Origin of the sequence: Pseudomonas tumuqii (assembly GCF_013184545.1) — a bacterium.
GTDB lineage: Bacteria > Pseudomonadota > Gammaproteobacteria > Pseudomonadales > Pseudomonadaceae > Aquipseudomonas > Aquipseudomonas tumuqii.
The window spans coordinates 342,336-355,254 of the sequence record NZ_JAAOJA010000001.1 but is presented as its reverse complement, the minus strand read 5'-3'; the positions used below and the strand labels follow the sequence as shown (position 1 = coordinate 355,254).

General features: G+C 68.2%; 12 protein-coding genes and 1 tRNA gene. 5 read left to right on the top strand and 8 right to left on the bottom strand.

Annotation, left to right across the window (positions count from 1 at the left end; genetic code table 11):
* Positions 1–28: 28 nt before the first annotated feature.
* The 5 genes from G9C89_RS01545 (at position 29) to G9C89_RS01525 (ending at position 2,672) form a co-directional block, all read left to right on the top strand.
* Positions 29–628, top strand: coding sequence for a DUF4136 domain-containing protein (locus G9C89_RS01545; protein ID WP_172143656.1), 600 nt, complete (start codon positions 29–31; stop codon positions 626–628).
* A 69-nt stretch (positions 629–697) separates the two neighbouring features.
* Entirely contained in the window at positions 698–1,258 is a 561-nt protein-coding gene (locus tag G9C89_RS01540) for a DUF4136 domain-containing protein (RefSeq protein WP_172143654.1), read from the top strand.
* A gap of 94 nt (positions 1,259–1,352) precedes the next feature.
* On the top strand, positions 1,353–1,844 hold the full coding sequence (locus G9C89_RS01535) for a GNAT family N-acetyltransferase (RefSeq protein WP_172143652.1): 492 nt from the start codon (positions 1,353–1,355) through the stop codon (positions 1,842–1,844).
* A complete protein-coding gene (locus tag G9C89_RS01530) occupies positions 1,837–2,211 on the top strand; it encodes a DsrE family protein (RefSeq protein WP_256674087.1) in 375 nt (124 codons plus the stop codon). Before G9C89_RS01535 ends, G9C89_RS01530 begins: the two co-directional genes overlap by 8 nt.
* On the top strand, positions 2,208–2,672 hold the full coding sequence (locus tag G9C89_RS01525; protein ID WP_172143648.1) for a glycine cleavage system protein H: 465 nt from the start codon (positions 2,208–2,210) through the stop codon (positions 2,670–2,672). Before G9C89_RS01530 ends, G9C89_RS01525 begins: the two co-directional genes overlap by 4 nt.
* A gap of 29 nt (positions 2,673–2,701) precedes the next feature.
* Here the strand turns inward: G9C89_RS01525 and G9C89_RS01520 are convergent.
* The 8 genes from G9C89_RS01520 to G9C89_RS01485 form a co-directional block, all read right to left on the bottom strand.
* Positions 2,702–2,797, bottom strand: a tRNA-Sec gene (locus G9C89_RS01520).
* Between the two features lie 18 nt (positions 2,798–2,815).
* Positions 2,816–4,750 (bottom strand): selenocysteine-specific translation elongation factor, encoded by a 1,935-nt coding sequence (gene selB / locus G9C89_RS01515; RefSeq protein WP_172143646.1) that lies wholly within the window; start codon positions 4,748–4,750, stop codon positions 2,816–2,818.
* Positions 4,747–6,156 (bottom strand): L-seryl-tRNA(Sec) selenium transferase, encoded by a 1,410-nt coding sequence (gene selA / locus G9C89_RS01510; RefSeq protein WP_172143644.1) that lies wholly within the window; start codon positions 6,154–6,156, stop codon positions 4,747–4,749. The genes selB and selA overlap by 4 nt, the downstream gene beginning before the upstream one ends.
* A 3-nt stretch (positions 6,157–6,159) precedes the next feature.
* A complete protein-coding gene (gene fdhE / locus G9C89_RS01505; RefSeq protein WP_172143642.1) occupies positions 6,160–7,080 on the bottom strand; it encodes a formate dehydrogenase accessory protein FdhE in 921 nt (306 codons plus the stop codon).
* Between the two features lie 83 nt (positions 7,081–7,163).
* Positions 7,164–7,787: a formate dehydrogenase subunit gamma gene (locus G9C89_RS01500; protein WP_172143640.1), complete on the bottom strand. Its 624-nt coding sequence runs from the start codon at positions 7,785–7,787 to the stop codon at positions 7,164–7,166.
* 51 nt (positions 7,788–7,838) lie between these two features.
* Positions 7,839–8,759 (bottom strand): formate dehydrogenase subunit beta, encoded by a 921-nt coding sequence (gene fdxH, locus G9C89_RS01495; RefSeq protein WP_172143638.1) that lies wholly within the window; start codon positions 8,757–8,759, stop codon positions 7,839–7,841.
* A gap of 1 nt (position 8,760) precedes the next feature.
* Positions 8,761–11,835 carry a formate dehydrogenase-N subunit alpha gene (gene fdnG / locus G9C89_RS01490; protein WP_172143636.1) on the bottom strand — a complete coding sequence of 1,025 codons (3,075 nt, stop codon included), beginning with the start codon at positions 11,833–11,835 and terminating at the stop codon, positions 8,761–8,763.
* Between the two features lie 117 nt (positions 11,836–11,952).
* Positions 11,953–12,885 carry an SdiA-regulated domain-containing protein gene (locus G9C89_RS01485; protein WP_172143634.1) on the bottom strand — a complete coding sequence of 311 codons (933 nt, stop codon included), beginning with the start codon at positions 12,883–12,885 and terminating at the stop codon, positions 11,953–11,955.
* Between the last annotated feature and the right edge of the window lie 34 nt (positions 12,886–12,919).

Sequence of the window (12,919 nt, the reverse complement as noted above, 5' to 3'; positions counted from 1 at the left end):
GGCCCGCGAGGCGCTGGCGGAGAGCACGATGAAAGTATTCCCCCTGCTGTTGCTGCTGCCCTTGCTGGCAGCGTGCCAAAGCAGCAATCCCTACACGGCGCAATCGTCCCCGCTGCCGCCGGCCCCGGCGCAAGCCGCCCAACACCTCGACCTCAGCGCCTACCCGGCGCCGGCGCGTGATTATGCGCACTACCGCAGCTGGACCTGGCGCGATGGCCAGCAGCCGGCCGGCAGTGCCTGGGCCAGCTCGGCCCTGGTCCAGGAGGCGCTGAGCAACGCCCTCGATCAGCGCGGCCTGCGCCCGGCACCACCCGGCAGCGCCGCCGACCTCGAAGTCAGCACCGAGCTGCACCTGGAGCGGCGCATTCGACAGGTTCGCGAGGACTACGGCGGCTATTACGGCCACGGCCGCTACTGGCACGACTACGGCCTGTGGGGCAGTGCGCCGCTGGTCCGCACCTACGAGGAAGAAGTGCTGATCGTACGCATCGACCTGTTCGACGCTCGGGACGGCCAACCCGTGTGGAGCGGCAGCGCCGAAATGCTCAGCGCCGGCCGCCAGGCCGAACGCAGCAAGGCGCTGCGGGCGGCCCTGCAACGTGCCCTGGAGAATTACCCGCCAACCTGATACACAGCAATCATCGGTTCTTGGCGCACGCACCGGTGTGCATTCGCCCAAGACCCTGGAGGTTCGATCATGCGTTTGCACCTGCTGCTGATGCCCGCCCTGCTGTTGCTCGGCGCCTGCCAGACCACCCAGCTCAATCGCGACTTCGACCCGGACCGCGACTTTGCCGCCTACCGCAGCTGGAACTGGCAGGAACCGGCCGTGCAATACCGTCCCGATGACCCGCGCCTGAAGAGCGACCTGACCGAACAACGCATCCGCAGCGCAGTCGCCGAACAGCTCGACCAGCGCGGTCTGCGCCTGATACCTGCGGGTAGCGCCGGCGACCTCAAGGTGCAGGTCTGGTTGATCGTCGATCAGCGCCAGGATCAGGTCACCACCCATTACGGCGGTTTCTGGGGCGGGTCGTGGAACGGCTACTGGGGCGGCCCGGGCTACAGCGAAACCCGCACCCTGGACTACCAGACCGGCACCCTGCAGATCGACCTGTACGACAGCCAGGACGGCAAGCTGGTCTGGCGCGGCAGCGGCCAACAGATTGTGCGCGACAACCAAGCGAACCCGAGCGAACGCAGCGCGAAGATCCGCGAAACGGTGGCCAAGGTGCTCAGCCAATACCCGCCGCACTAGCGCGCCACTATTCATTGACCATGCGCAATGGCACAGGCACCGGCCTGCGCCTATAAGCTAGATTAATGGCATGCCCCGCTCACCAGGACGCCCGATGAATCACTCGGCAATGCTTACCCAGCGCCCCGCCAGCGCCACCGACCTGCACGAGGTGGTCGGCTTCGTCCTCACCCCGGAGGAACTGTTCTTCTGCTACCCCAAGGCGGCCTGGCCGTTGACCGTCGGCCAGCTCGCCGCGGCCAGCGCCGAGCGGCGCAACAGCACCGTGGCGCTGCTGGAGGGTCGACTCGCCGGCTTCGCCAACTTCTACCAGTGGCAACATGGCGAGTTCTGTGCCCTGGGCAATCTGATGATCGCGCCCTGGGCTCGCGGCCAGGGCGTGGCGCACTACCTGATCGCGGTGATGGAACGGCAAGCCCGCGAGCAATTCAAGGCCGGACGCATGGCGGTATCCTGTTTCAACGCCAATGCCGCCGGCCTGCTGCTCTACACCAAACTCGGTTATCGGCCCCAGGCCATCGTCGAACGCCGCGATCCCCAAGGCCGGCGGGTGGCCCTGGTGCAACTGGAGAAGGTCCTTGACTGAAACCACCGCGCAACGCGTGCTGATCCTGGTGAGCAGCGGCCCGAGCACCCCGGCACGCTGCGCCGCGCCCTTCCATATCGCCACCCTGCTGGCCTGTATGGACGCCGAGGTGGTCCTCTACCTCAGCGGCGAAGGCACCCAACTGGCCCGCCGCGAAGTCGCCGAGACGCTGCGCGCGGTGGACGGCGGCGAGCCGCTGCTGCACTTCATCGGCCAGGCCAAGCAAGCCGGCGCCCGCCTGCTGATGTGCCGCCAGCCCGGGGTGACGGTCGACCCGCAAGCGCTGATCGCCGAACTCGACGAGATTTCCAGCGGCGGCGAACTGGCGCAGATGATCCTCGAATACGACAAGGTGCTCAGCCTGTGACGCTCCATGGCCTGGAATTCCCCGCCGAGCTGCTCTACGCCCCGGCCTACAACCTCTGGTTGCGCGAGGACGCCGACGGCTGCCTGACCCTGGGCCTGACCGCCTACGGTTGCGCGCTCTACGGGCAGATCTTCGCCTTCACCGGCAAGCGCGTCGGCACTCGCATCGAACGCGACCGCAGCTTCGGCGTGGTCGAATTCGCCAAGGCCGCCGCCTCGGCGCGCAGCCCGCTGGCCGGCGAGCTGGTGGAAAGCAACGAAGCCCTGCTCACACGCCCCGGCCTGATCAACCAGGACTGCTACGGCGCCGGCTGGCTGGTGCGCCTGCGCCCGCACGACTGGGCCGCCGTGCGCGGCGAGTTCCTGCAGGGCGAGGCGGCGCTGGCGGCCTTCGCCGCGCAGATGCGCCTGGATGGCTTCGACCCGCAGGACCATGGCGTGCAGGTCTTGCGTCACGACTGATGCGCCTGCCGAGCGGCAGACGCGGAAAATGGCGGAAGGTAGTGGGAGTCGAACCCACCCGGGAACGGCTGCCGTCCCCCACCGGGTTTGAAGCCCGGCCGCGCCACCGGGCGCGATTGCCTTCCTTAATTCGTGTCCGCACCTCAGTCAGGCCCGGAATGCGCGCTCCTACCACCGCTCTGCGCCAGGGCGCTGTCGCGGCGGACCTTGCGTTCGTTGCCGAAGCGACGGGTCAGGCCGATACGGTCGAAGTGCTCGAGAATCTGGATGCTGCGCTTGCGCCCGAGCTGGATGCGGTCGCGAAAGGCCGCGGCGCGAATCACTCCGGCCTGATCCTCCAGGCGCAGCAGCTCGTCGGCCAACTGGCGGATGGTCGCCTCCGGGTAGAACAGATCCTTGACCACCTGCTGCAGCAGACCGAGGCGCGCCAGCTTGCGCAGCAGCAGGCGCACCTGGCCTTCCTCCACCGTCAGCGCGCGGCCCAGGTCGCGCACCCAGGGCGGGTCGAAGCCGCCGGCTGCGAGCAGCGGCCACAGGCGTTGTTTCAGCGCCTCGTCCGCCGCGCTCAGGTGCACCCGGTGTTCCGGACGGTGCAGCCAGGGCCCGCTGGCCTCGATGCGCCCGGCGGCCATGGCCGCTTCCAGCAGGGCGATGAACAGCGGTCGCTCCAGTTGCGCCAAGGCGTAGCGGCGCAGGCGGTCGCGGTCCGGGCCCAGCTCGTCCGGCTGCTCGTCGTGGAAGCGCTGCAGCCCCTCGACCAGCCTGTCGCCCAGCGCCTGCCAGCGCTGCCGGTCGAACAGCCGCGGGCCCAGGCGGGTGGCGATGCTGAGGATGGCGTCCGGCAGCTGCCAGCTATCTTGCGGGCGGTTGAACTGGCGCTCCAGTGCCAGCGGATCCAGGCCGTTCTCCGCCGTGGCCAGCAGCGCCGGCACCGCGCTTTCCAGCGTGGCGCCGCGTAACGCGCGCAACTGGCTCAGGCGCGCCTCGCCGCGGCGACCGCGGGCCGGGGCGAAGGGGTCGAGCACCACACCGCCGCCGAGGGTGCGCCGGGCGCACTGGTCGCGCAGCACCAGGCGGTCGCCATGCACCGCGTGCACCGGCGCGTTGAGCAGCAGTTGCGCCAGCATGCTGGCCCCCGGTGCCAGGCTTTCGCCCTCGAGCAGGGCGACCCGTGCGGTCACGTCCTGGGCGCCCAGGTGCACGTGCACGGGCGTCCAGTGCTTGAGCTCGCGAGCCTCGCCGGGCAGCAGCTGCAGCTCGCAGTCGATCCGGCTGCTCGGCGCGTGCAGGACCGGCTGCAGCAGCCAGTCGCCGCGGTGCAGCTGCTCCAGCGTCAGGCGCTCGCCGGCCAGGTTCAGCGCCACCCGCTGGCCGGCCTGGGCCTGCTCGGCTTCGCGGTTCTGCGCATGCAGGCCGCGCACCCGCAGCGGGCGACCGGTGGGGCTGAGCACGAGTTCGTCGCCGACCCGCACCTGCCCGGCGAAGGCCGTGCCGGTCACCACCACGCCGCTGCCGCTGAGGCTGAAGGCGCGGTCGATGGGCAGGCGAAAGTAGCCCTCGGCGCTGCGTGCGCGGCAGGCCCGGGCTTGCTCGATCAGGGCCTGGCGCAGGGCCTCGACGCCCTCGCCGCTCAGGCTGGCGACCGGAAAGATGGCGCTGCCGGCCAGTGGCCCCGGCGCCAGCAACGCGGCGATCTGCGCGCGCACCTCGGCGATCCGCTCGGCGCCGACCCGGTCGATCTTGCTCAGGGCCACCAGGGCGCGGCGAATACCCAACAGTTCGACGATCGCCAGGTGTTCGCGGGTCTGCGGCATCACTCCGTCGTCGGCCGCCACCAACAGCAGCACCAGGTCGATGCCGCAGGCGCCGGCGAGCATGTTGTGAACGAAGCGCTCATGCCCCGGCACGTCGATAAAGCCGGTCAGTTCATCGCCGTCCAGCGGCGCGTAGACATAGCCCAGGTCGATGGTGATACCGCGTTCGCGCTCGGCCGGGCGGCGGTCGCCCTCGATGCCGGTGAGCGCGCGCAGCAGCGCGGTCTTGCCGTGGTCGATGTGCCCGGCGGTGCCGACTATCACGGCGCCTCCGGGTGCAGCTGGGCCAGTTGCGCGAGGAACGCCGGCTCGTCGTCGAGCTGGCGCAGGTCGAGCCACAGGGCATCGTCGTCGAGGCGGCCGAGCACCGGGATCGGCAACCGGCGCAGCGCCTCCTCCAGCTGGCGCAGAGCGCGCCCGCGCAAACGCTTGGGTTGCTGCGGGCGCAGGCACAGGGCGGCGCTGGGCAGGCGCGCCACCGGCTGGGCGCCGCTGCCGATCATGCCCAAGGCGTCTTCGACGGTGACGCACCAGAACGCGCCGAGCACGGCGGCCAGCGACGGTGCCAGGCGCTCGGCCTGGGCGCGGATCTCCGCCTGCGGGCGGCTGAGCAGACGCAGACTGGTGAGGCGCTGGCCCAGCCGATCCGGGTCGCGGTAGAGAGCCAGCACCGCCTCCAGTGCCGCCAGCGTCAGCTTGTCCACCCGCAGCGCGCGCTTCAGCGGGTTTTTCTTGATCCGTTCGATCAGCTCCTTGCGCCCGACGATGATTCCGGCCTGGGGGCCGCCGAGCAGCTTATCGCCACTGAAGGTGACGATGTCCGCGCCGTCGCGCAGTGCCTCCTGCACCGTCGGCTCCCTGGGCAGGCCCCAGCGGCTGAGGTCGACCAGGCTGCCGCTGCCCAGGTCTTCCAGCAGCGGCAGGCCGTGGGCATGGGCGATGGCCGCCAGCTCGGCGGTGGCGACGCTGGCGGTGAAGCCCTGCACGCTGTAGTTGCTGGTGTGCACGCGCAGCAGCAGGGCGCTGCGCGGGCCGATGGCGTTCTGGTAGTCGCGGGCATGGGTGCGGTTGGTGGTGCCCACCTCCACCAGCTTGACCCCGGCGCGGGCCATGATGTCGGGGATGCGGAAGGCGCCGCCGATCTCGATCAGTTCGCCGCGCGAGATGATGCCCTCCTTGCGCGCGCCCAGGCTGTTGAGCGCCAGCAGCACCGCGGCGGCGTTGTTGTTGACCACGGTGACCGCCTCGGCACCGGTCAGCTCACAGAGCAGGCCTTCGACCAGCTGGTCGCGGTCGCCGCGCTTGCCGGTCGCCAGGTCGAACTCCAGGTTGAGCGGATGGCGCGCGGCCAGGCAGATCGCCTCGACCGCCTCCTCCGGCAGCAGGGCGCGACCGAGGTTGGTGTGCAGCACCGTGCCGGTCAGGTTGAACAGCCGCCGCAGGCGACTGCGCTGGGAAGCCGCGAGACGTTCGCCGGCACGCCCGGCGAGCACCGCCTCGGACAGCTCCTGGCTGGCCAGTTGGCCCTGACGGACCGGCTCGCGCAGCTCGTCTAGCAGGTCGCGCAGGGTCTTGAGCAACGCCTCGCGACCGTAGCGCTGCTGCAGCGGTGCACAGGCCGGCGCGCGCAGCAGGCGGTCCACCGAAGGCAGGCGTGCCGGGTGGGTCATCGCTCAGTCCCCGCCGCCCGGCGCCAGCAGCAGGTTGGGTGCGCGGCGCAGGTAGCCGCGCTCGGCCAGCAGCAGGTCGAGGTCGAGGCTGAGCAGGTCGGCGGACAGGCTCTCGCCCTGCGCGTCCAGTTCCAGATACAGCTGCTTGAGGTAGGTGTGGCAACTCGGGCAGGCCTCGGCCTTGATGCCGTGGGGCGAGCCGTCGAGGTGAAGGTAGTCGAGCTTCTTGGTGCTCTGGCAGTGGCTGCACTTGAGCCGCACGTAATGCCACTCGCAGGCGCACAGCGAGCAGACCAGATAGCGCAGGCCGTTGACCCGACCAAGCTGGCGGATCACCCCGGCCATCGGCGGCGCACCGCAGGCCGGGCACTGCGCCTGGTCCTCGCGCTCGCGCAAGTCGTCGAGGCCGAGACTGAGCAGCCAGTGGCTCCAGGCCAGTTGCAGGCCGGCGCCGAGGAACGGCAGCAGCGCCGCCGGCAGGCTGTCGTACTGGCCGCTGACCAGGGCCACGCCCCAGGCCTTGCGCTGCCCGGCAGCGGCCTGGCGCAGCTGCGTCAGCGCGGCGGCGACGGCGGGATTGTCGGTCGGCGCGGCGAAGGCCGCCAGCAGGGCGTCCAGCTGGCGCAGCCAGGCGTCCTCGCGCACCAGGGTATCGGCGGCCAGCGGTGGCAGGTCGTGGGTCAGCGATTGCTCGATGCGCCGCGCATCCAGCGCCGGCAGCTCGGGCGGCGCGTCCAGCACCTGCTGCTGGGCGCGGCAGAGCGCGGCCAACAGCTGCAGGTAGGCGGCCAGGGCATGACCGTCCGCATATTTTTCCAGACGCGCGGCGCGCAGGGCGAAGAGGTTGCGCGGCGGCAGTTGGATGAATGGGGGCTTGCTCGCCGAAGCTTCGATCTGCCCCGGCTCGAGAATGGTGCCTGACACGCAGGACTCCTTTTACCTGTGCCCCAGCGGGCTAGCTGTCTTAATACAGCGTAGCCCCGATTGCCGAGGGTGCCCGGCGGGCACTATTTGCGCTCGCGGCTGAGCTGCTTGTACCAACCGGCATGGTGCTTGCGCGCCCAGGCGCGGCTGACCGTGCCATGGAGCATGGCGCCCAGCGAGCCCTTGATCCAGATCGCCGCATAGATGTGCACGAGGACGCCGAGGATCAGCACCAAGGCCGAGGCGGCGTGCAGCAGGCTGGCCCAGCGCAGGGTCCCGATGCCGAAGGCTGCACTGAAATACTCGCGCCAGATGACGATGCCGCTGACCAGCAGCACCAGCATGCTCAGCACCAGCACCCAGAACAGCAGCTTCTGTCCGGCGTTGTAGCGACCGACTTCCGGCAGGCGCTCCTCGCGGTTGTTGATCACGTCGCCCATCTGCCTGAGCCATTGGCGGTCGTTGGCGTCGAGACGGTTATGCCCGGCGAAGCGGATTGCCATCCAGAGAAACAGCAGGAACATCGCCACCCCGAGGAAGGGATGCAGGATGCGCGTCCAGGCGCCGCCGCCGAACAGCCCGGAGAGGCCGAACAGCGCCGGATGGAACAGTGCCAGGCCGCTCAGCCCGGCGAGCACGAAGAGAATGGCCACGGCCCAGTGGTTGCTCCGCTCCGAAGGGGTGTAGCGTTCGATGTCATTGTTCATCGTTGGCTCCCGGAAGCGCCCCGCCGCAGCCAGGCGCCTCCTGCTGGCTGGTTAGGGCTTCTTCGGATCCACCACATGCACCGAGGGATCGACCTCATGCACGATCGGCTCGCCCGCCGGCGGCTCTTCTTCGACCCGGTTGGGGCCGACCCGCACGTAGTGGAAGAATCCCAGCAGCACGGTGACGCCCATGGCCAGCAGCCCCAGCGGCTTGCTCACGCCCTTCCACAGGCCGACCAGCGGGCTGACGCTCGGATCGTTCGGCAGGCCGCTGTACAGCGAGGGCTGGTCGGCATGGTGCAGCACGTACATCACATGGGTGCCGCCGACCCCGGCCGGGTTGTACAAGCCGGCCTGCTCGAAGCCGCGCTCCTTGAGGTCTTTGATCCGCCCATCGGCGTGCTCGATCATGTCCTCCTTGCTGCCGAAGACGATGGCGCCGGTCGGGCAGGTCTTCACGCAGGCCGGCTCCAGCCCCACCGCCACGCGGTCGGAACACAGGGTGCACTTGTAGGCCTTGTGGTCCTTCTGCGAGATGCGCGGGATGTCGAACGGGCAGCCGGTGATGCAATAGCCGCAGCCGATGCACTTGTCCTGGTTGAAGTCGACGATGCCGTTGGCGTACTTGACGATCGCCCCCGGGCTCGGGCAGGCCGCCAGGCAGCCCGGCTCGGCGCAGTGCATGCAGCCGTCCTTGCGGATCAGCCACTCCAGGTTGCCGGCGGGGTTCTCGTGCTCGGCGAAGCGCATCAGGGTCCAGGACTCGGCGCTCAGGTCGCGCGGGTTGTCGTAGACCCCCACGTTGCTGCCGACCTCGTCACGCAGGTCGTTCCATTCCGAACAGGCGACCTGGCAGGCCTTGCAACCGATGCACTTGGAGGTGTCGATCAGCTTGGCCACCTCGCCGACCAGGCGTACCGAGGGCATCGGCGTGGTGGTGGCGGAGCGGGCGATGATGTCTTGAGTGGCCATGTCACACCTTCTCCACGTTCACCAGGAACGATTTGAACTCCGGCGTCTGGGTGTTGCCGTCGCCGACGAAGGGGGTCAGGGTGTTGGTGATGTAGCCGTTCTTGGCCACCCCGGAAAAACCCCAGTGGATCGGAATGCCGACCTGGTGCACGGTCTTGCCGTCCACCGTCAGCGGTTTGAGACGCTTGGTCACCACCGCCACCGCCTTGATGAAGCCGCGGTTGGACGACACCTTGACCCGGTCGCCGGCCTTGATCCCCAGCTCCTTGCCCAGCACCTCGCCGATCTCGACGAACTGCTCCGGCTGGGTGATGGCGGCGAGCCGGCAGTGCTTGGTCCAGAAGTGGAAATGCTCGGTCAGCCGGTAGGTGGTCGCCGCATAGGGGAACTCGGCGGCCGTGCCGAACACCTCCAGGTCGTTCTTGAACACCCGCGCCGCCGGATTGCTGGTCGCCTGCGGCTTGTCCGGGTGCAGCGGATTGCGCCCGATCGGTGTCTCGAACGGCTCGTAGTGCTCGGGGAACGGCCCTTCGTTCATCTTGTCCACGGCGAAGAAGCGCGCCACCCCTTCGGGGTTCATGATGAACGGATTCATCCCCGCCTCCGGTGGCGAATCAGGCTTGATGTCGGGCACGTCGGTGCCGGTCCAGACCTTGCCGTTCCACCACACCAGGCGCTTCTTCACCGGGTCCCAGGGCTGGCCGGAAAGGTCGGCCGAGGCGCGGTTGTAGAGGATCCGCCGGTTGGCCGGCCAGGCCCAGGCCCAGCCGTTGGTCTGCCCCATGTTGTAGGGGTCGGCGTTGTCGCGCCGCGCCATCTGGTTGCCCTGCTGGGTCCAGGCGCCGCTGAAGATCCAGCAGCCGCAGGCGGTCGAGCCGTCGGCGCGCAACTGGGCGAACCCCGCCAGTTGTTCGCCGGCCTTGGCCAGCAGCGCGCCGCTCGCCGGATCGCTGACATCGGCCAGGGCCTTGCCGCTGAACTCGCGGGCGATCTCGTCCGGCCCCGGTTCGTCCGGGCGCAGGTAGTTCCACTCGAGGTTGAGGATCGGCTCGGGATAGGCGCCGCCTTCCTCGCGGTACAGTCTGCGCAGGCGCTGGAACAGCCCGCCCATGATGGCGATGTCGGTGCGCGCCTGGCCTGGCGGCTCGCCGCCCTTCCAGTGCCACTGCAGCCAGCGCCCGCTGTTGACCAGCGAGCCATCCTCCTCGGCGAAGCAGGTGGTCGGCAGGCGGATCACCGTGGTCTGGATGCTGGCGGTGTCGACGTCGTTGAACTCGCCGGCGTTGCGCCAGAACTCCGAGGTCTCGGTGGCCAGCGGGTCCATGATCACCAGGTACTTGAGCTTGGCCAGCGCACCGCTGATCTTGGCCTTGTTGGGGAACGAGCCGATCGGGTTGAAGCCCTGGCAGAAATAGCCGTTGACCTTGCCCTGGTACATCATGTCGAACACCTTGAGCACGTCGTAGCCGGGGATGTCCAGCTTGGGCAGCCAGTCGTAGCCCCAGTTGTTCTCCGCCGTGGCGTTCTTGCCGTACCAGGCCTTCATCAGGCTGACGTGGAACTTCTCGTAGTTCTGCCAGTAGGACAGCTGCCCCGGGCGCATCGGCAGGCTGGTGCGCTTGGCGATATAGGCCGCGTAGTCCTGCTCGGCGTCACCGGGCAGAGTCATGTAGCCCGGCAGCAGGTTGGACAGCAGGCCGAGGTCGGTCAGCCCCTGGATGTTGGAGTGGCCGCGCAGGGCGTTCATGCCGCCGCCGGGCATGCCGATGTTACCGAGCAGCAACTGGACCATGGCGCCGGTGCGGATCATCTGCGAGCCGACCGTATGCTGGGTCCAGCCGAGGGCGTAGAGGATGGTCATGGCCTTGCCCGGCGCCGAGGTTTCGGCGATCTCCGCCCAGACCTTGAGCAGCGCCTCTTGCGGCGTACCGCAGATGCTGCTGACCAGTTCCGCGGTGTAGCGGCTGTAGTGGCGCTTCATCAACTGGAACACGCAGCGCGGATCCTGCAGGGTCGGATCGACGCGGGTGAAGCCGTCCTCGCCTTTCGCATAGCTCCAGGTGGCCTTCTGCGTATAGGCGCGCTTGTCCGCATCGTAGCCGTTGAACAGACCGTCCTCGAAGCCATAGCCGTCGTCGACGATGAAGGCCGCGTCGGTGTAGTTGCTCACGTACTCGTGCTGGATCTTGTCCTCGCTGATCAGGTAGTTGATCAGCCCGCCGAGGAAGGCGATGTCGGTGCCGGTGCGGATCGGCGCGTAGTAGTCGGCCACCGAGGCCGAGCGGGTGAAGCGTGGATCGACCACGATCAGCCGCGCCTTGTTGTGCGCCTTGGCTTCGGTGACCCACTTGAAGCCGCAGGGGTGGGCTTCGGCGGCGTTGCCACCGATGATCAGCACCAGGTCGGCATTCTTGATGTCGACCCAGTGATTGGTCATGGCGCCGCGGCCAAACGTCGGGGCAAGACCTGCCACCGTAGGGCCGTGTCAGACACGCGCTTGGTTATCGAATCCCAGGATGCCGAGGGAGCGCACCACCTTGTGGGTGAGGTAACCCGACTCGTTGGACGAGGCCGAGGCGGCGAGGAAACCGGTGGTCAACCAGCGGTTGACCGTCTGGCCCTGCTCGTTGCGCTCGATGAAGTTGGCATCGCGGTCGGCTTTCACCAGCTTGGCGATGCGCTCCAGGGCGTCGTCCCATTCCAGGCGCGTCCACTCGTTGCTGCCGGGCTCGCGGATCTGCGGGTACTTCAGGCGGTTGGGGCTGTGCACGAAGTCCAGCAGGCCGGCGCCTTTCGGGCAGAGGGTGCCGCGGTTGACCGGGTGGTCGGCGTCGCCCTCGATATGGATGATCTCCTGGGTGACGTTCTTGCCGCCGTCGCCCTGGCTGTACATGATCAGGCCGCAGCCGACGGAGCAATAGGGGCAGGTGTTGCGCGTCTCACGGGTGCTCGCCAGTTTGAAGTGGCGAACCTGGTCGGCGAAGGCATCCGGTGGAGCCATGCCCAGCGCCGCCATGCTCGATCCCCCAAGGCCGACTGCGCAGACCTTGAAGAATTGCCGACGGTTCATATCCATCGTGGTTCTCCTGGTTCGGGAACGCGAACGACGGGGCCAGCCACGCCGCTCCCTTAATAACCCTAGTCAATCCGGGGAAATTGGCAAATCGCCAGCCTGCGACGGGCGCCGCTTTGCTCAGTCGCGCTCGAAGCGATAGAACAGGTTGGGTTCGCTGACCAGATAGAGGTTGCCGCGGTCGTCCAGGGTCATGCCCTCGCCCTGCGGCACGCTGTCTTGCAGGCCGGCAAAGCCGCCGAGCAGCGAGCGGAAGCTGATCAGCTTGCCCTGGCCGTCCAGTTCCATCAGCACCTTCGACTCGTCGCTGAGCAGGGCCAGATGGCCGGTCTGTTCGTCGTAATGCACCGAGGACAGGTCGGTGGCGAAGACATTTTCGATCCATGCCTCGCGGTCGATCACTTCGAGATTGAAGTCGCCCTCGATGCTCAACTTCAGCCCGCGGATTTCGTAGAGCTTGCGCGGCGAATGCTCCTTGACCACGAACAGCCGATCGCCGTCGCGGTCGTAGCCGACGCCCTCGAAGCCCTGATTGTCGCCCGCCCCGATACCCAGGGTCAGGGTCCGATAATCCTCGCGAAACAAGGCGCCGCGCTGCTCCGGCACCTCGACCACCACCAGCGCCTGGTTGCGCTCCTCGGCCAGCAGCAACAGGTTGTCGCCCAGGTAGGTGATGCCCTCCACATCGCTGAAGCCACTCAGCGGATAGCGCGCCAGCACCTCGCCGTCCGTACTCAGGGCGAGCAGCTCTTCCGGGTTGTTGACCACCGCCCAGAGCTGGTCGCGGCGCTCGTCGTAGGTCAGCCCGGAGAGGTTATCGCTGACCCCCGGCACGGCCTTGGCATCGATCCGCACGCGGTACTCCGGCAGCCACAGGCTGCGGTTCTGCCACTCGGTTTCGTGCCAGGAGGTCTGGATCCAGAAATACAGGCGGTCATCCAGGTGCAAGCTACGCACTTGATAAACCAGGGTCAGCAGAATCAACAGCAGCGCCCATGTCCATGGACTTGAAACAGGCAGCCGTCCTAGCATCCCCTTGGCAGTTGACATCATCGACAGTCACTCTCGCGTACAGATGGGCAAAGGC